Origin of the sequence: Limnohabitans sp. MMS-10A-192, from assembly GCF_003063335.1 — a bacterium.
Taxonomy (GTDB): Bacteria; Pseudomonadota; Gammaproteobacteria; order Burkholderiales; family Burkholderiaceae_C; genus Limnohabitans_A.
The window spans coordinates 685693-703394 of record NZ_NERX01000001.1 but is presented as its reverse complement, the minus strand read 5'-3'; the positions used below and the strand labels follow the sequence as shown (position 1 = coordinate 703394).

At 59.1% G+C, this 17702-nt stretch carries 18 protein-coding genes and 1 pseudogene; 18 read left to right on the top strand and 1 reads right to left on the bottom strand.

Features of this window, described 5'->3' with window-relative positions; all coding sequences use genetic code 11:
• Positions 1–48 precede the first annotated feature (48 nt).
• The 5 genes from lpdA (at position 49) to B9Z43_RS03435 (ending at position 5333) form a co-directional block, all read left to right on the top strand.
• A complete protein-coding gene (gene lpdA / locus B9Z43_RS03455; RefSeq protein ID WP_108322721.1) occupies positions 49–1476 on the top strand; it encodes a dihydrolipoyl dehydrogenase in 1428 nt (475 codons plus the stop codon).
• Positions 1477–1589: 113 nt separating this feature from the next.
• Positions 1590–2687 (top strand): cell division protein ZapE, encoded by a 1098-nt coding sequence (gene zapE, locus B9Z43_RS03450; RefSeq protein ID WP_108322720.1) that lies wholly within the window; start codon positions 1590–1592, stop codon positions 2685–2687.
• Positions 2684–3016 carry a hypothetical protein gene (locus tag B9Z43_RS03445; protein ID WP_108322719.1) on the top strand — a complete coding sequence of 111 codons (333 nt, stop codon included), beginning with the start codon at positions 2684–2686 and terminating at the stop codon, positions 3014–3016. The genes zapE and B9Z43_RS03445 overlap by 4 nt, the downstream gene beginning before the upstream one ends.
• An 8-nt stretch (positions 3017–3024) precedes the next feature.
• Complete coding sequence (locus B9Z43_RS03440; protein ID WP_108323237.1) at positions 3025–3231, top strand: DUF465 domain-containing protein; 207 nt, start codon at positions 3025–3027, stop codon at positions 3229–3231.
• Positions 3228–5333, top strand: a complete 2106-nt coding sequence (locus tag B9Z43_RS03435) for an ATP-dependent DNA helicase (RefSeq protein ID WP_369910048.1) — start codon at positions 3228–3230, stop codon at positions 5331–5333. Before B9Z43_RS03440 ends, B9Z43_RS03435 begins: the two co-directional genes overlap by 4 nt.
• Here the strand turns inward: B9Z43_RS03435 and B9Z43_RS03430 are convergent.
• The gene (locus tag B9Z43_RS03430; RefSeq protein WP_108322718.1) at positions 5299–6105 is read right to left on the bottom strand and encodes an outer membrane protein assembly factor BamD; all 807 of its coding nucleotides are present in this window, start codon (positions 6103–6105) and stop codon (positions 5299–5301) included. The two genes, B9Z43_RS03435 and B9Z43_RS03430, sit on opposite strands and share 35 nt — an antisense overlap.
• Before the next feature lie 71 nt (positions 6106–6176).
• On the opposite strand from B9Z43_RS03430, the gene B9Z43_RS03425 reads away from it, so the two are divergent.
• From B9Z43_RS03425 to der, 13 genes and pseudogenes are all read left to right on the top strand, one after another.
• Positions 6177–7163 (top strand): RluA family pseudouridine synthase, encoded by a 987-nt coding sequence (locus tag B9Z43_RS03425; protein WP_369910058.1) that lies wholly within the window; start codon positions 6177–6179, stop codon positions 7161–7163.
• 133 nt (positions 7164–7296) lie between these two features.
• Positions 7297–8049 (top strand): SMC-Scp complex subunit ScpB, encoded by a 753-nt coding sequence (scpB, locus tag B9Z43_RS03420; protein ID WP_108322717.1) that lies wholly within the window; start codon positions 7297–7299, stop codon positions 8047–8049.
• Positions 8046–9251, top strand: coding sequence for a pseudouridine synthase (locus B9Z43_RS03415; RefSeq protein WP_108322716.1), 1206 nt, complete (start codon positions 8046–8048; stop codon positions 9249–9251). The genes scpB and B9Z43_RS03415 overlap by 4 nt, the downstream gene beginning before the upstream one ends.
• A 124-nt stretch (positions 9252–9375) precedes the next feature.
• On the top strand, positions 9376–9801 hold the full coding sequence (gene ndk / locus B9Z43_RS03410; RefSeq protein WP_108322715.1) for a nucleoside-diphosphate kinase: 426 nt from the start codon (positions 9376–9378) through the stop codon (positions 9799–9801).
• A 32-nt stretch (positions 9802–9833) separates the two neighbouring features.
• A complete protein-coding gene (rlmN, locus tag B9Z43_RS03405; RefSeq protein ID WP_108322714.1) occupies positions 9834–10967 on the top strand; it encodes a 23S rRNA (adenine(2503)-C(2))-methyltransferase RlmN in 1134 nt (377 codons plus the stop codon).
• 12 nt (positions 10968–10979) lie between these two features.
• Positions 10980–11183: pseudogene (locus tag B9Z43_RS17535) on the top strand (helix-turn-helix domain-containing protein); the annotation flags it as partial.
• 26 nt (positions 11184–11209) lie between these two features.
• Complete coding sequence (locus B9Z43_RS17335) at positions 11210–11509, top strand: hypothetical protein (protein WP_233250000.1); 300 nt, start codon at positions 11210–11212, stop codon at positions 11507–11509.
• On the top strand, positions 11418–11915 hold the full coding sequence (locus B9Z43_RS17475; protein ID WP_255417083.1) for a RodZ domain-containing protein: 498 nt from the start codon (positions 11418–11420) through the stop codon (positions 11913–11915). Before B9Z43_RS17335 ends, B9Z43_RS17475 begins: the two co-directional genes overlap by 92 nt.
• Positions 11912–13177, top strand: a complete 1266-nt coding sequence (gene ispG, locus B9Z43_RS03395) for a flavodoxin-dependent (E)-4-hydroxy-3-methylbut-2-enyl-diphosphate synthase (RefSeq protein ID WP_108322712.1) — start codon at positions 11912–11914, stop codon at positions 13175–13177. Before B9Z43_RS17475 ends, ispG begins: the two co-directional genes overlap by 4 nt.
• Complete coding sequence (gene hisS, locus B9Z43_RS03390) at positions 13174–14502, top strand: histidine--tRNA ligase (protein ID WP_108322711.1); 1329 nt, start codon at positions 13174–13176, stop codon at positions 14500–14502. Before ispG ends, hisS begins: the two co-directional genes overlap by 4 nt.
• A gap of 23 nt (positions 14503–14525) precedes the next feature.
• The gene (locus B9Z43_RS03385; RefSeq protein WP_108322710.1) at positions 14526–15191 is read left to right on the top strand and encodes a tetratricopeptide repeat protein; all 666 of its coding nucleotides are present in this window, start codon (positions 14526–14528) and stop codon (positions 15189–15191) included.
• 5 nt (positions 15192–15196) lie between these two features.
• Positions 15197–16324, top strand: a complete 1128-nt coding sequence (gene bamB / locus B9Z43_RS03380; protein ID WP_108323231.1) for an outer membrane protein assembly factor BamB — start codon at positions 15197–15199, stop codon at positions 16322–16324.
• A 19-nt stretch (positions 16325–16343) separates the two neighbouring features.
• Entirely contained in the window at positions 16344–17684 is a 1341-nt protein-coding gene (der, locus tag B9Z43_RS03375; RefSeq protein WP_108322709.1) for a ribosome biogenesis GTPase Der, read from the top strand.
• The last annotated feature ends 18 nt before the right edge of the window (positions 17685–17702 follow it).

Genomic DNA, 17702 nt, shown 5'->3' with positions numbered 1-17702 from the left:
TGAATGCCCCCTGCCCAGGGGGCGTTTTTCATCCAGAAGACAAATACCATGAGCAAACAATTCGACGTCGTCGTCATTGGCGGTGGCCCCGGTGGCTACATCGCAGCGATTCGCGCTGCACAACTCGGTTTCCAGGTCGCTTGTATCGACGAGTGGAAAAACGCAGCCGGTGGCCCAGCGCCCGGCGGCACGTGTACCAACGTGGGTTGCATTCCCTCCAAGGCCTTGCTGCAGTCCAGCGAGCACTTTGACCATGCCAACCACCACTTCGCAGAGCACGGCATCTCCGCCACAGGCGTGAAGATGGACGTGGCCAAGATGATTGCCCGCAAGGACAACGTTGTGAAGCAAAACAACGACGGCATCTTGTATCTGTTCAAGAAAAACAAGGTCACGTTCTTCCACGGTCGCGGCAGCTTTGCTGGCAAAGCCGAAGGCGGCTACACCATCAACGTAGCTGGCAAAACCGAAGAGGCCATCACGGCCAAGCAAGTCATCATCGCCACAGGCTCGAACGCCCGTGCCTTGCCAGGCACACCGTTCGACGAAGTCAACGTGTTGTCCAACGACGGCGCTTTGCGCGTGGGCGCTGTGCCCAAGAAGCTGGCCTTGATTGGTTCAGGCGTGATTGGTTTGGAGATGGGGTCTGTGTGGCGTCGTCTTGGCGCTGACGTGACCATCCTCGAAGGCCTGCCCACATTCCTCGGCGCTGTGGACGAGCAAATCGCCAAAGAAGCCAAAAAGGCATTTGACAAGCAAGGCTTGAAGATCGAACTCGGTGTGAAAGTCGGCGAGATCGTCAACGGCAAGAAGGGCGTCACCGTCAACTACACCAACGCCAAAGGCGAAGCCATTGTGTTGGATGCTGACAAGCTCATCGTGTCGATTGGTCGCGTGCCCAACACCATCGGCTTGAACGCCGAAGCCATCGGCTTGCAGCTCGACGAGCGCGGCGCGATTGTGGTGGACGGCGAGTGCAAAACCAACGTTCCCGGCGTTTGGGCGGTGGGCGATGTGGTGCGCGGTCCGATGCTCGCGCACAAAGCCGAAGAAGAAGGCGTGGCTGTGGCCGAGCGTATCGCTGGCCAACACGGTCACGTCAACTTCAACACCATTCCTTGGGTCATCTACACCAGCCCCGAAATCGCTTGGGTGGGCCGCACAGAGCAGCAGCTCAAGGCCGACGGCGTGGCGTACAAGGCTGGCACCTTCCCGTTCCTGGCGAACGGCCGTGCACGCGCTTTGGGCGACACCACCGGTATGGTGAAGTTCTTGGCCGATGCCACGACCGACGAAATCTTGGGCGTACACATGGTGGGTCCACAGGTGTCAGAGTTGATCTCTGAAGCCGTGGTGGCGATGGAGTTCCGCGCCAGCGCCGAAGACATCGCCCGCATCTGCCACGCACACCCCAGCTTGAGCGAAGCGACCAAGGAAGCGGCTTTGGCGGTGGACAAGCGCACCCTGAACTTCTAAGCCCATGGCCCGTTGCCGACTGCGGTCGGCAACGAGTTGGGTTAAAGTTCTTGCATCCCCAAAACCCGGGCTGGCCCCGGGTTTCGTTTTTGACGTCGAAGATCGATTCACCCATGTCTGTTCGTGCTGTTTACGAAGAAGAACTCCGCAAACGTGGGTTCCAAAGTGATCCTGCCCAGTTGCGCGCCATCGAGGCGCTGGAGCAGTGCGCCAACGACTGGGCGGCCTACCGGGCCAAGCGCTCCAATGCGCTGAAAAAGCTGATCAACCGCCCTGAAATTCCGAAAGGGGTTTACATGTTTGGCGGGGTAGGGCGCGGCAAGAGTTTCCTGATGGACTGCTTTTACGAAGCCGTCCCGATCAAACGCAAAACCCGCTTGCATTTTCACGAATTCATGCGCGAGGTCCACCGCGAACTGACGGCCATCCAAGGCACGGTCAACCCCTTGGATGTGCTGGGCAAGAAAATGGCCAAGCGCTACCGCTTGATTTGCTTTGACGAATTCCATGTGGCCGACATCACCGATGCCATGATCTTGCACCGCTTGTTGGTGGCCCTGTTCGACAACGGCGTGGGTTTTGTGACCACGTCCAACTTCATGCCCGATGGCCTGTACCCCAACGGCTTGCACCGCGACCGCATCTTGCCGGCCATTGCTTTGTTGAATCAGCGCATGAATGTGCTGAACGTTGACAACGGCACCGATTACCGCCGCCGCACACTGGAGATGGTCAAGCTGTACCACTCACCGCTGGGTGAACAAGCCGATGCCGAAATGCAAGACGCCTTCAACCGCCTGGCCACAGGACCGGACGAAGACCCCGTGCTGCACATCGAGGCGCGCAAGATCCAATCGCGCCGCCGATCGGGCGATGTGGTTTGGTTCGATTTCATGGCCATTTGCGGCGGGCCCCGTTCACAAAACGATTACCTGGAAATCGCTACCCAGTTCCACACGGTGCTGCTGAGCAATGTGCCGCAACTGCCAGTGAGCATGGCCTCCGAAGCCAGGCGCTTCACCTGGCTGATCGACGTGCTGTACGACCGCCGGGTCAAGTTGATTTTGTCTGCGGCCGTTGAGCCTGAAGCGCTTTACTTGCAAGGGCCGATGTCGCACGAGTTTCCGCGCACGATTTCGCGTCTGCATGAGATGCAGTCCAGCGAATTCTTGGCGCTGGAGCACCGCACTGTGGACACGCACCTGACATGAAGAAGCGCTTTCTTCTTTTGTTGTGTTCAAGCGCTTGTGCGTTCGCGCAAACCGCCGATGACACGGCGGCTGCTTTTGCCAAAGAGCGCGAAGTCCTGGGGGCGCAACGCCAGTTGGTGCTAGATGCTTTTGAAGAGCGATCTCAAGCTTGCTGGCAAAAATTTGCCGTCAACAATTGCATCATCCAGGCCCGTCGCACACGCCGCGCAGATTTGGAGCCCATCCGCCAGGCTGAATTGGCCGTCAATGAGCGAGAGCGTCAATGGCGCACGCAGCAACGCAACGAGCGCTTGGAAAACAAACAGGCGGAAAGCGCCGCCAAGCCATGATGGATTCTTTGTCCGAGGATTTGCACTCGCCACATCGTCAGTTGATTGAGCTTCAAATGGCGCATGCCGATCTGGATGCGCTGATTGATCAGGCCAGTTTGCATCCCCAGCCGCTCGATGAGCTGCGCATGCGTCGCCTGAAAAAGCGCCGCTTGGCTTTGCGCGATCAAATGGCCCACCTGCAAGCCATGCTGGACCCCAAGGAGCCCGCTTGAGTCTGCTCACGCAAAGGGTGCTGCAGACCTTGTCAGGGCAGGGCACGTTGGCGCAAGCCATTCCTGGCTACCATGCGCGTGAAGGGCAGACCGACATGGCCTTGGCCGTCAGCCAGACCGTCGAAGACGGGGGGCAGTTGGTGGTGGAGGCCGGAACAGGTGTGGGCAAGACCTACGCTTACCTGGTGCCTGTGCTCCTCAGTGGGCAACGCGCCTTGATTTCCACGGCCACCAAGGCCTTGCAGGACCAGTTGTTCTCGCGCGACATACCGCGCCTGGTGGATGTGCTGGGTTTGCCCATCCGCGTGGCTTTGCTCAAGGGGCGCTCCAATTATTTGTGTCTGCACCGCATGGAGCAGGCCCGTCACAACCCCGAGTCGGCGCAACCTGGTGCACAGCGCGCGTTGGCCAAGATCGAAGTTTGGGCGCAGAGCACGCGCACGGGCGACATGGCGGAGCTGCCGGGCTTGGATGAGCGCTCTTCCTTGTGGCCTTTGGTGACCTCTACGCGCGACAACTGCTTGGGATCGTCTTGCCCGCGTTACAAGGCCTGTCACGTGAATTTGGCGCGCAAAGAGGCCATGGCGTCGGATGTGGTGGTGATCAACCACCATTTGTTTTTTGCCGATGTGGCGGTGCGCGAATCCGGGGTGGCCGAGTTGTTGCCCACCGTGCGCGTGACGGTCTTTGACGAGGCGCACCAGCTCAACGAAATTGGCGTCAATTTTCTGGGGCAGCAGCTGTCGACCGTGCAGCTGCTCGAATTGTCCCGGGATGTGTTGGCCACAGGCTTGCAACTGGCCCGAGGTCTGGTGGATTGGCAGGTTTTGAGCTCACAGTTGGAAAAAGCGTCGCGCGACTTGCGTTTGGCGGCAGGCATGCACCGTGGCGCTGTTCGCCTGCGCTGGACAGACAGCTTGCCCGAGGGCGTAGAACCCGCCGAATGGCAGCACGCCATGCGGGTGCTGACGCATGCCCTGGAGTCTTTGCGCGACGGCCTGGACATGGTGAGTGAGTTGGCGCCTGACTTTCAACGCCTGGGCGACCGGACCCGTGAATTGGTGCAGCGTGTGGCGATCTTCTCCGACGTCCCCAATCCCGAAGGGGTGCGTTGGCTGGAAGTCAGCGCGCAGCTGCGCATGGTCGAATCACCCTTGGACATTGCCAATGCCTTCATCAAGTTGACCCAATCGCCTGTGGCGGCCACCTCTGGACAAGACGAGCAGGCCAATGATCTGCCGTTCACCACCAGCATGGACAGCGCTGCTTCAGCGGGGCAGGCGACAGGCGAGGGCGGTGGTGTCGGTCAGAAAGCCTGGATCTTCACCTCGGCCACTTTGGGTGATGAGCCCAGTTTGCGCTGGTTCACGCAGCCCTGCGGCTTGACTTCTGCTCGCGTGATGCAGGTCGGCAGCCCCTTTGACTATGCATCGCAAGCTTGCCTGTATGTGCCTGAGCATTTCCCCAAGCCAGGCGATCCTTCCCATGTGCAACATGTGGCCCAGCTGGTCACCGAGGCCGTGACCGCCTTGGGCGGCCGCACCTTGGTGTTGACCACCACCTTGAACGCTATGCGCAGCATTGGCGAGCATTTGCAGTCGCGTCTGGATGCCAGCAGCCACATTGAAGTGCTGGTTCAGGGCCAGAGCCCGAAGCGGCGCTTGATGGAGCGTTTCCGCGAAGGCGCCAGTGAAGGGCGTGCCGGCTGCATTCTCGTGGCTTCGGCTTCGTTTTGGGAGGGCTTTGATGTGCCCGGCGAGGCCTTGCAATTGGTGGTGATCGACAAATTGCCTTTCCCTCCACCGGGCGATCCGCTGTTTGAGGCGCGCAGCCAACGCATCACGCGAGAAGGCGGCAGTGCATTCGCCGACCATGCTTTACCCGAAGCTGCCGTGACCCTCAAGCAAGGGGCTGGGCGTTTGATTCGCAGTGAGAGCGATCAGGGCATTTTGGTGGTGTGCGACAGCCGACTGAGCAGCATGTCTTATGGACGCAGACTGGTCAGGGGTTTGCCTCCCATGCGCCGCTTGAGCGATCACAAGGCGTTTTTGGACGCCGTGGCGCAGCTCACCAAAAACGCCACCAGCTCTTCGATTTTTTGAACGCTTGTCCCTTGAGATAGGGTGAGGCGGGGAAGTTCTTTTCTAACACGCGTTGCGCATCGTTGCGTAAATCTGTCATGCCCATGGCTTCGTAGGAGCTGATCAGGATCGACAAGGCTTCTTCGTTGGCGGGCACGCCGGGAAAGTCTGAAATCGCTTGCTGTGCGCGGTTGATGGCGGCCACATGGGCGCCACGGCTGGCGTAGTAACGCGCCACGTGCACTTCATAAGCCGCCAATGAGTTGACGATGTAGGTCATGCGCTGGCGTGCTTCGGGCGTGTATTTCGATTCCGGAAAGCGTGCGCTCAACTCCCGGAAGGATTCATACGCGTCTTTGGCCGCTTTTTGATCGCGCTCGGACAGATCCTGGTCAACGATGGAGGAGAACAAGCCCAGGTTGTCATTGAAATTGACCAAGCCCTTCAGGTAGAGGGCGTAATCGACGGCCGGGCTGGACGGGTGCAAGCGGATGAAGCGGTCCAAGGTGGCCACCGCTTGGACTTTGTCGCCCGTTTTGTACTGTGCGAAAGCTTTGTCGATTTGTGCCTGCTGAGCCAACACGGTTCCTGCAGCGCGGCCTTCGAGTTTTTCGAACATGCCGATGGCCTTGTCCCATGCACCCGAATCAGCGTCTTCCTTGGCCTGGCTGTAAATCTTCTCTGGGGACCAGCCCACAGTCACATCTTTGGGCGTGTTCGAGCAGCCTGCCAGCATCAGGCCCATTGCCAACACCAAGCTGGCTGGAACCATCGATAATCTGTTGCTTTGCATCTCTGACGTCCTTGAACTGTTCAATCGAATTGATTATATCGACCCCCCCCGAAATCGACGCGTCTCTCGCCCTGGCGCAAGATGATGTTTTACAAGTCAGTGAGGCAGCTGAGGAAGAGATTCGCCAAAGCCAGGTTCCAGTGGCTTTGCATGGGCAACGCCTGGACCGCGCGCTGGCCCAATTGGTGCCCGAGTTTTCCCGCAATTACCTGCAGCAACTGATCGAGCAGGGCGATGTCTTGGTGGACGGTCGCGTCACCACCAAGCCGTCGACAAAGGTGCGGCTGGGCCATGCGGTTCAAGTCACCTTGCGCGCCACACCCCAGTCGAAGGCCTTTGTACCGGAGGCCATGCCCATTGACGTGGTGTACGAAGATGCCCATTTGCGTGTGATCCACAAGCCTGCGGGTTTGGTGGTGCATCCTGCACCGGGCAATTGGCAGGGAACGCTGCTCAACGGCTTGCTGGCCCTGGACCCCATGGCCGCAGATGTGCCGCGCGCCGGCATCGTTCACCGTCTGGACAAGGACACCAGTGGCCTGATGGTGGTGGCCCGCACCCGCCAAGCCATGGATGCTTTGGTGCAGCAAATTGCGGCCCGTGAGGTGCATCGCCAATACCTCGCTTTGGCCCACAAGCCATGGACGGGACCTTCACCACGCACCATTGAAGCGCCCATCGGGCGCGATCCGGCCAACCGCTTGCGCATGGCGGTGGTCGACTTGACTTACCAGTCCGGGAAAACAGCAGCGACCACCATCAATTTGTTGGACCAAAATGAGCGCGTCTGTCTGGTCCAGTGCACCTTGCACACGGGGCGCACGCACCAGATACGGGTGCACATGGCCCATCTGGGGCATCCCTTGTTGGCGGATGCCATGTACGGCGGCGCCGCTTTGGCCGGCATGACCCGGCAGGCCCTGCATGCCTGGCATCTGGCATTCGAGCATCCAATCACGGGCCAAGCCATTGACCTGCGGATCGCATTGCCCGATGACATGGCCCGCGCTTTGGCCGATTTGGGCCTCAGTTACAATGCGATTTCACAGGGAGCATGAGCTGGCAGCGCCGGTTTGAGCGAATCCAGAGCCAGGCATGTTTGCCAAGGCTCTCAGAACGGGGTGGTCAAGACGACCACCATCTCTGCACTTTCGACGCCGTGAGGCGTCTTTTTCCCGAAAGATTGACACCATGAATATGGCGCAAGCCAAGCGTGTCCTGGAAACGGCCCTGCTCACGGCAGGCCAGCCTTTGTCATTGCGCGACATGCGCGTTTTATTTGACGATGCACTCGGGGCCGATACCCTGCGGCAATTGCTGCAAGACCTTCAACTCGACTGGGCTCAACGAGGCCTGGATCTGGTGGCCGTGGCCAGTGGCTGGCGTTTTCAAAGCCGCCCGGAAATGCGCGAATACCTGGACCGTTTGCATCCCGAAAAGCCACCCAAGTACACACGTGCGGCGCTGGAAACCTTGGCGATCATTGCCTACCGTCAACCGGTCACGCGTGGCGACATGGAAGACATCCGCGGTGTGACGATTAACTCGCAGATCCTCAAGCAGCTCGAAGACCGTGGCTGGGTGGAGGTCATTGGTCACCGTGAAACCGTGGGCCGTCCCGGTTTGTATGCCACCACACGCCAGTTTCTGGACGATCTGGGACTGGCATCGCTCGATCAGTTGCCCTTGTTGGCACAAACAGATTCCCCGGCATCTGCCTTGACGGGGCTGGTTGATGAGTTGCCGATGCAACCGACCTTGTCGCTTGAAGATGCCATCGAGGCCTTGCCTTCTGCGTTTGTCGCCCCGTCTTCCGAGTCTCAAGAGAGCTTGGCTTTTGACGCTATTTCTAATGCTTCTGCTGATCAAGCAGAGGCCTCCTTCGCCGTGCCTGACACGTTAATTTCACCTATTTCGCACGGCGAAGAATCCCCTAATTCATGACAGATCACACCCAAGACGACGCTCGTCCTTCCAAACCAGCTGGCCAGCGCGCGCAGTCCCGCAAGCCGCGCTCCATGTTTGACCCCGAAAGGGCTTACAAGCCGATCGAGCTGTCGGACGTGGTGTCCGGTCAATTCGACGAAGAAGAGACGGCACCAGAAGAGGCGGTGGATCTGGGCAAACGTGTGCTGGCCCCTGAAGCGGACTCGCCCAAGCTGCACAAAGTGCTGGCGCAAGCCGGCCTGGGTTCGCGCCTGGAAATGGAAAAGCTGATTGCCGAAGGCCGCGTCGCGGTCAACAACGAACCTGCCCACGTGGGCCAGCGCGTTCAGTACGGTGACCAGATCAAGGTCAACGGCAAGCCGCTGCGCATCCGGATCGATCCGCCGCCAGCCCGTGTGATCGCTTATCACAAGCCGGCTGGCGAGATCGTCAGCCATGACGACCCGCAAAACCGTCCTTCGGTGTTCCGCAAACTGCCACGCCTGATGAACGGCAAATGGCAGTCGGTAGGCCGTCTGGACTTGAACACCGAAGGTCTGTTGCTGTTCACCAGCTCCGGTGAGTTGGCCAACCAGTTGATGCACCCCCGCTTTGGTCTGGAGCGTGAGTACGCAGTCCGGGTGCTGGGCGCTTTGAGCAAAGACGAAAAACAAAAACTGCTCGACGGCGTGATGCTGGACGACGGCCCGGCCCAGTTTGGCTCGATCGAAGACGGTGGTGGGGAAGGCTCCAACTGCTGGTACCGCGTCACGATTTCCGAAGGCCGCAACCGCGAAGTCCGCCGCATGATGGAGTCGGTGGGCCACGCTGTCAGTCGGTTGATCCGTATCCGTTATGGCGCGATGGTTTTGCCGCATGGTTTGCGCCGCGGGGCCTGGCTGGAACTGGACGAGGCCGACATCCGTTCCTTGATGCGTGCGGCGGGTAGCGCCGAGCGTCCTCGCCCCGTCACCGAGCGGCCAGTCTCCCGTACCAATCGAAATGACCGACGCCCTCGCACGGGCGGCGGTGGCAAAGCGGGCACGGCCGTGCCTCGGGCCAAACCTGCAGCCCAATCGGGCATGGGTGGGGGAGCCGCCCAGCCTGAAGCGGTGAAGTCATCGCAAGGTTTCATTGGTGCAGAAAGTTTCAATCGGCTCAAGCGCAATCCGGTCGCCCCTGGCCGTGGAGGTCGCGGCGGTAGCGGTCGAAGCCGCTGAAAACCGGATTTCCTGTGTGCCCTTGTCCCAAAATGAGGGGGATCCAGGGGCTGCACAGGTTAGAATAGTGGGCTTTGCTGAATGGCAAAAATGCTTTAAAAACACTCTGTTAGAGGAAATTACCATGGCTATCGAACGCACTCTCTCCATCATCAAGCCCGACGCAGTCGCCAAGAACGTCATCGGCCAGATCTACGCTCGTTTTGAAGCTGCTGGCCTGAAAGTGGTCGCTGCCAAGATGGCTCATCTGTCGCGACGCGAAGCCGAGCAGTTCTACGCTGTGCACAGCGCACGTCCTTTCTTCAAGGACCTGGTGGACTTCATGATCTCTGGCCCCGTCATGATCCAGGCCTTGGAAGGCGAGAACGCCATTGCCAAGAACCGTGACCTGATGGGCGCAACCGATCCCAAGAAGGCCGACGCTGGCACCATCCGTGCTGACTTCGCTGACAGCATCGATGCCAACGCTGTGCACGGCTCTGACGCCCCTGAAACTGCTGCTGTGGAAGTTGCTTTCTTCTTCCCCGGCATGAACGTTTACGCACGCTGATTGCGTCGCGGCTCCAGCGCGACCCTATCCGTATGACGGCCAACCTTCTCGAATTTGACCTGGAAGGTCTGGCCGTTTTTTGTGACGGATTGGGCGAAAAGCGCTTTCGAGCCACCCAGCTGTTCCGCTGGATTCACCAGCGGGGCGCTTCTGATTTCGATCAGATGAGCGATTTGGCGAAATCTTTGCGCCAAAAGCTCAAATCTCACGCGCACGTTTCGGCGCTGCCTGTGATCAGTCAACACATTTCTGCCGACGGCACCATCAAATGGCTGTTCGACGTCGGCGATGGCAATGCCATTGAATCGGTGTTCATCCCAGAAGACGACCGGGGCACTTTGTGCGTTTCTTCCCAGGCCGGTTGTGCTGTGGGCTGCCGGTTTTGTTCCACCGGGCACCAAGGCTTCAGTCGCAATTTGACGACTGGTGAAATCCTGGCGCAGTTGTGGTTTGCCGAACATTTCCTGCGCAAGCATTTGGGCACCGATGACCGCGTCATTTCCAACGTGGTGATGATGGGCATGGGCGAGCCGCTGCAAAACTACTCTGCTCTGGTGCCCGCATTGCGCACCATGCTCGACGACCACGGTTATGGTTTGTCGCGCCGCCGCGTGACGGTGTCCACCTCGGGCGTTGTGCCCATGATCGAGCGGCTCTCGGCCGATTGTCCTGTTGCGTTGGCCGTGTCCTTGCACGCGCCGGGCGATGCGCTGCGCGACAACCTGGTGCCGCTCAACCGCAAATACCCACTGGATGAACTCATGCAAGCTTGCATCGCTTATTTGGCGCATGCACCACGTGACTTCATCACCTTTGAATATTGCATGCTCGATGGCGTCAATGACCAGCCCGAGCATGCCGAGCAATTGATTGATTTGGTGCAAAAACATGCCCGTCAGGGTTTGCGTTGTAAATTCAATTTGATCCCTTTCAATCCTTTTCCGGCCTCGGGTTTGCTTCGCTCACCCCATGCCCGCGTTCAGGCGTTTGCCAAGTCTCTGCAAGACGCCGGCTTGATAACAACCGTGCGCAAAACCCGTGGTGACGACATTGACGCTGCTTGCGGTCAATTGGCCGGTGACGTGAAAGACCGCACGCAAGTGCAAAGCCGCATGGCACAGCAGCGCACCATCCCCTTGGTGCCTGTGAATTCTTTTAATTCCTAAGCTTGATGACTGATGACCGATAGCCTTTCCCCACCATCGGCCGAGTTGGCGCAAACGCAAACCGTCACACCAAATCAGACGGCGGGTCAATTGATCCGTGCCGCACGCATGGCAAAGGGGATGCACACGGCTTTGTTATCGGTGACTTTGAAAGTTCCGGTTCGGCAGCTTGAGGCTCTGGAAGCCGATCAATACGATGCATTCATAGGGCCGGTTTTCGTTCGGGCATTGGCGTCCAGTGTTTGTCGTCATTTGCAAATGGATCCAACGCCGGTGTTGGCCTTGTTGCCACCATCTGCGGATCGTTTGCCCTTGCACCGTCCCAGCCTGGAACCCCTGACATCCGAGAAATCGATGCGAGCAGGTCGCTTGGCTTTTTTTCGCAGCATTCCCATCCAAACGGTGAGTATCGCTGTTTTGATGTTGGCGTTGATTGCCGCTTTGTTGTGGATGCCATCTCCTTCGACCTGGTCATGGTGGCCGTCAGCGTCCAAAGAAGCCGTATCGGCGGATCAAGCTGTGCAGCTTTTGCCGGCACCTGAACCAGTGACGTCCGAGCCCGTGCCAGCTGTTCCAGCCGAGGCAATCGAGCCCACACCCGCTGCTCAACCGCCTGCTGCTGCCGCGCCAGCAGCTTCTGTTCCTCAAACGGTGAAGGTCGCACCAGTCTCTGTGACTTCAGCAGTGCCTCCAAATACGGCCTCAGCAGGCGCTTCGCTGGGTTTTTCAGCGACCAGCGACAGCTGGATCGAAATACGCAACAGCAGGAACCAAGTGTTGTGGAGTCGTGTGGTTCATGCAGGTGAGAGCTTTGAAGTTCAATACCCGCTGCCTTTGAGTGTGGTGGTCGGTCGCGCCAGCGTGGTGCGCATGACCTACAAAGGCAAACCCTTTGATCTGTCACCCCACACCAAGGTGACCGTAGCCCGTTTTGAGGTGAAAGAATGAACTCAGCCATTGCCATTGCGGTGCCGGCCAGCCGCACCAGTCGCCAGTCCCGCGTGGTCTGGGGTTCGCGGGTGGTCACTGTGGGCGGCGGCGCCCCCGTGCGCGTGCAGTCCATGACCAACACCGACACGGTCGACGTGATCGGTACAGCCATTCAGGTCAAGGAACTCGCTTTGGCAGGTTCCGAGATGGTGCGCATCACTGTGAACACGCCCGAAGCCGCCGAGGCTGTGCCGCACATCCGCGACCAACTCGACAAAATGGGCATTGACGTGCCCTTGATTGGCGACTTCCATTACAACGGCCACCGCCTGCTGACCGACTACCCGGCATGTGCCGAGGCCTTGTCCAAATACCGTATCAACCCCGGCAACGTAGGCAAAGGCGACAAGCGTGATGTGCAGTTCGGTCAGATGATCGAAGCGGCCATGCGTTTTGACAAAGCCATCCGCATCGGCGTGAACTGGGGCAGCCTTGACCAGGAATTGCTGGCCGAATTGATGGACACCAACAGCCAGCGTGCCCAGCCTTGGGAAGCGCGGCAGGTCATGTACGAGGCCTTGATCACTTCGGCCATCACATCCGCACAGCGCGCCGAGGCCATGGGCATGAACGGTGCCCAGATCGCCCTGTCGTGCAAGGTCTCGGGTGTGCAGGATTTGATTTCGGTTTACCGCGAATTGGGACGCCGCTGCGATTATCCGTTGCACCTGGGCTTGACCGAAGCGGGCATGGGCACCAAGGGCACGGTGGCTTCGGCTGCAGCCTTGTCGGTGCTCCTGCAAGAGGGCATCGGCGACACCATCCGTGTCTCGCTCACACCACAGCCAGGCGAAGCCCGCACGCAAGAGGTGGTGATTGCGTCCGAGATTTTGCAGTCGCTGGGTTTGCGCATTTTTGTGCCCAGCGTGACCGCTTGCCCTGGCTGCGGCCGCACGACCAGCAGCACCTTCCAAGAGCTGGCCAAACAGATTGACGACTTTTTGCGCGCCCAAATGCCTGTCTGGCGCGCGCGCTACCCCGGGGTGGAAAACCTCAAGGTGGCGGTGATGGGCTGTATCGTGAACGGCCCCGGCGAGAGCAAACATGCCGACATCGGCATCAGCCTGCCTGGCACGGGCGAAGCGCCTGCTGCCCCAGTCTTCATCGACGGCGAAAAGCGCCTGACGCTGCGCGGTGAAGGCATTGCGCAAGAGTTTCAGGGGCTGGTTGAAAACTACATTGAGAACCGTTTTGGTTCCGGATCTGCTGAGAAAAAATGAGCGAGTCGCTGAAAGAAAACAACACCAAGATCGTCAAAGCCCAGAAGCTGGTGGGCGTCAAGGGCATGAACGACATCTTGCCGCCCGATTCGGCCCGCTGGGAATGGCTGGAAGGTCAGGTGCGCGCTTTGATGGCGCGTTACGCCTACCGCAATGTGCGCTTGCCCATCGTCGAGCCGACGGCACTGTTTGTGCGCGGCTTGGGCGAAGTGACCGATATCGTCGAAAAGGAGATGTACTCCTTTGAAGACCGCTTGAATGGTGAGCAACTCACCCTGCGCCCCGAAGGCACGGCCGGCCTGGTGCGCTCGGTCGTCGAGCACAACCTGCTGTACGAAGGCGGCAAGCGCCTGTATTACATGGGCCCCATGTTTCGCCACGAGCGTCCGCAGCGCGGACGCTACCGCCAGTTCCATCAGATCGGTGCCGAGGTGCTGGGCTTTGGTGGTGCCGAGGTCGACGCTGAGCTGATTTTGCTGGCCAATGATCTGTGGAAGGTGTTGGGCCTGAAAGACGTGCGACTGGAACTCAACAGCCTGGGCCAGCCCGCTGAGCGCCAAGCCCACCGCGCCGCCCTGATCGCCCACCTCGAAAAGCACAGCGATGTGCTGGACGAAGAAGCCAAACGCCGCCTGCACAGCAACCCGCTGCGCATTCTGGACACCAAAAATCCGGCCATGCAAAGCGTGGTGGAGTCGGCCCCTCGCTTGCTCGACTTTTTGGGTGAAGCGTCTTTGGCCCACTTCAACGCGGTCAAAGCCATTCTGGATGCCAACGGTGTGGCCTACAGCATCAATCCGCGCCTGGTGCGCGGCATGGATTACTACAACCTCACGGTGTTCGAGTTCATCACCACCAGTCTGGGCTCGCAAGGCACCATCTGCGGTGGTGGCCGATACGACTACCTGATTGAGCAAGTGGGCGGCAAGCCGTCGCCTGCCGTGGGCTGGGCGCTGGGCGTTGAGCGCGTGCTCGAACTCATCAAGGAGCAGGGCGAGGCATTGCCTGATCTGGCCCCCGATGTGTACGCCATCGTCCCCGAAACCGCCACTTTGCCCGTGGCCATGCAAGTGCTGCAGGCTTTGCGCACGCATGGCGTGTCGGCCCAAATGCATGCAGGCAGTGGCGAAGGCATGGGCAGCATGAAGTCGCAATTCAAAAAAGCCGATGGCAGCGGTGCCCGTTTTGCCCTGATTTTCGGTGGTGATGAATTGGCCAAGGGACAGGTCACGGTCAAGTCTTTGCGCGATGGCCTCGGCGCTCAACGGACGGAGTCCCTGGCCCATGTCGCCGATTGGGCCCAGAGCCTACAATCCCCTCATTAATTTGCGCATTCACGCTCTACACCATGTCCAACGCACTCGATCTCGAAGAACAAGAACAACTTGACCAGCTCAAACACTTCTGGAAAACCTGGGGCAACCTGATTTCTTGGGTGCTGATTGCGGTCCTGGGCAGCTATGCCGCCTGGAATGGTTACCAGTATTGGCAGCGGACGCAGGCAGTCAAAGCTTCTGCCCTTTACGATGAGGTCGATCGCGCGGTGGCTTCAGGCGATTTGGCGCGCGTTGAGCGCAGCTTGGCAGACATGAAAGACAAGTTCGGTTCAACTCAGTTCGCACAACAAGCGGCTTTGTTGGCCGCAAAAACTTTGCAGTCGCAAGGCAAACCAGACGCTGCACGTGCAGCCTTGCTCTGGGTTGCTGAAACTGCCGCAGACGAAGCCTACCGCGATGTGGCACGTTTGCGCCTTGCTGGCATGCAATTGGATGCCAAGGGCTACGATGAAGCATTGAAGCAATTGAGTTCATCGTTCACGCCTGCCATGGCAGGCCTGGCTGCGGATTTGCGCGGTGACGTCTTGCAAGCCAAGGGCCAGTCAGATCTGGCAGTTTCTGCCTACCAGCAAGCTTGGACTCAATTGGCGGATACCCCCGATTACCGTCGCCTGGTCCAGGCCAAGCTCAACGCTTTGGGTGCAGACCCTCAATCCTCGGTGGAGCGCAAGAAGTGAAACGCATGACGCAACTGACTGGCTTTCGTTGGGCTTGCGTCTGCGGCCTCTGGGTCTTGCTGTCCGCCTGCTCGAGTGCCCCCAATAAACCGGATCCGGCGCCTTTGCCATCGGTCTCGGGCGAGCTCACGGTCAAAAAAGTGTGGTCTAACAACTTGGGCCCGATCACATCACCGCTGTTGCCATCGGTCCACGGCGGCCTTGTGGCGCTGGCATCGAGCCAGGGCTGGGTCGCAGTCATGGATGGCTTGACCGGTAAAGACATCTGGCGACTCAAATTATCTGAGGGCATCGTGGCCGGCGTTGGTGGTGATGGGAGCCGATTCGCGGTTGTCAATCAACGCAACGAAGTGGTCACCATGGAGGCAGGCAAAGTCCTGTGGCGCTACGCTTTGTCCGCGGTGTCATTGACCCCACCGCTGGTGGCTGGTGGACGAGTCTTTGTTCTGGGCGCGGACCGCACGGTCACCGCACTCGATGGCGCTTCTGGTCAGAAAATCTGGACACAACAGCGCGCTGGCGATCCTCTGGTGCTCAACCAAGCGGGCCTTTTGATCCCATTTGGTGATTCCTTGTTGGTCGGTTGGGGAGGGCGTTTGGCGTCGCTCAACCCCAACAATGGCAGCGTGCGTTGGGAAACCTTGTTGGCCACTTCACGTGGCACCAACGAAGTGGAGCGACTCGTGGATTTGGTGGCTGGAGCAGACCGACAAGGCAACACAGTTTGCGCACGGGCCTTTCAGTCTTCAGTGGCTTGTGTGGATGCCAGCCGCGGCAGCAACCTCTGGTCGCGCAGTGCGCAAGGCCATACCGGTCTGACCGGTGATGAAAATCTTATTTTTGGTGCCGAGTCGGACAGCAAAGTCCATGCTTGGCAGCGTCAAGGCGGACAAATTGCGTGGTCACAGGAAGGGCTTCGTTTCCGAGGCTTGACGGCGCCTTTGGTGCTGGGCCGTTCAGTGGTTTTGGGCGATGAGAATGGTTTGTTGCATTTCCTGTCGCGCCAAGACGGTAAGCCACTGCTGCGGGTGGTGACAGATGGCAGTGCCATCGTGGGTCGCCCCGTCGCGGTGGATCAAACTTTGGTGGTGGTGACACGCGCCGGGGGCGTTTTTGGATATCGCCCTGAATGATGGATCGGAAAATTTTTAAGTGAAACCCGTTTTGGCCCTGGTGGGCCGCCCCAATGTGGGCAAATCCACGCTGTTCAACCGACTCACCAAGAGCCGGGATGCCATCGTGGCCGATTTTGCAGGCTTGACCCGTGACCGTCACTACGGCCAGGGCAAGCAGGGCAAGCATGAATACATCGTGATCGACACGGGCGGCTTCGAGCCCGATGCCAGCAGCGGTATCTACAAGGAAATGGCCAAGCAGACCCAGCAAGCGGTCGCCGAGGCGGATGTGGTCATTTTTGTGGTCGACGCACGCGGTGGTTTGTCCGCGCAAGACCACGACATCGCCAAATACCTGAGAAAGATTGGCAAGCCCTGCTTGCTGGTGGCCAACAAGGCCGAAGGCATGCTCGAAGGCATCCAGATCACAGAGTTTTATGAGCTTGGCTTGGGCGAGGTCTTGGCCATCTCTGCTGCGCACGGACAGGGTATTCGAGGCCTGGTGGATCTGGCACTGGAGCCACTGAACCTGCCCGAAGACCCCGAAGAAACCGAAGAAGACAAAACCATCATCAAGCTGGCGGTGGCAGGGCGCCCCAACGTGGGCAAGTCCACCCTGATCAACACCTGGCTGGGCGAAGAGCGCTTGGTGGCGTTCGACATGCCGGGCACCACACGTGACGCGATCAGTGTGCCTTTTGAGCGTGACGGTCAGAAGTTTGAATTGATCGATACAGCCGGTCTGCGCCGCAAAGGCAAGGTGTTCGAAGCCATCGAAAAGTTCTCGGTGGTCAAAACCCTGCAAGCGGTTGAGTCGGCCAACGTGGTTTTGCTGCTGCTGGACGCAGAGCAGGGCGTGACAGACCAGGACGCCCACATCGCAGGCTTTGCCCTGGAGAGTGGTCGCGCCATGGTGCTGGCCGTCAACAAATGGGATGCGGTAGACGAGTACCAGCGCCAGCTGGTGCAGCGATCCATTGAAACGCGTTTGCCGTTTCTGAGTTTTGCCAACATGCATTTCATTTCGGCCAAAAAGCGCCAAGGCCTGGGCCCGGTGTGGACGTCGATCACCAAAGCGCACAAGTCGGCCATGGTCAAGATGAGCACCCCAATCCTGACGCGTTTGCTCTTGGAAGCCGTTCAGTTCCAAAGCCCACAGCGCGGTGGCATGTTCCGTCCCAAAATGCGTTATGCGCACCAAGGCGGCATGAACCCGCCGGTGATCGTGATCCACGGCAACTCGCTTGAGCACGTCACCGAGTCCTACAAGCGCTTCCTGGAAGGGCGTTTCCGCAAGGCGTTTGATTTGTCAGGCACGCCCTTGCGCATTGAAATGAAAACAGCCAACAACCCATACGCCAACAAAGATGCCGCTTGAATTTTGTGGTTTTGGGTT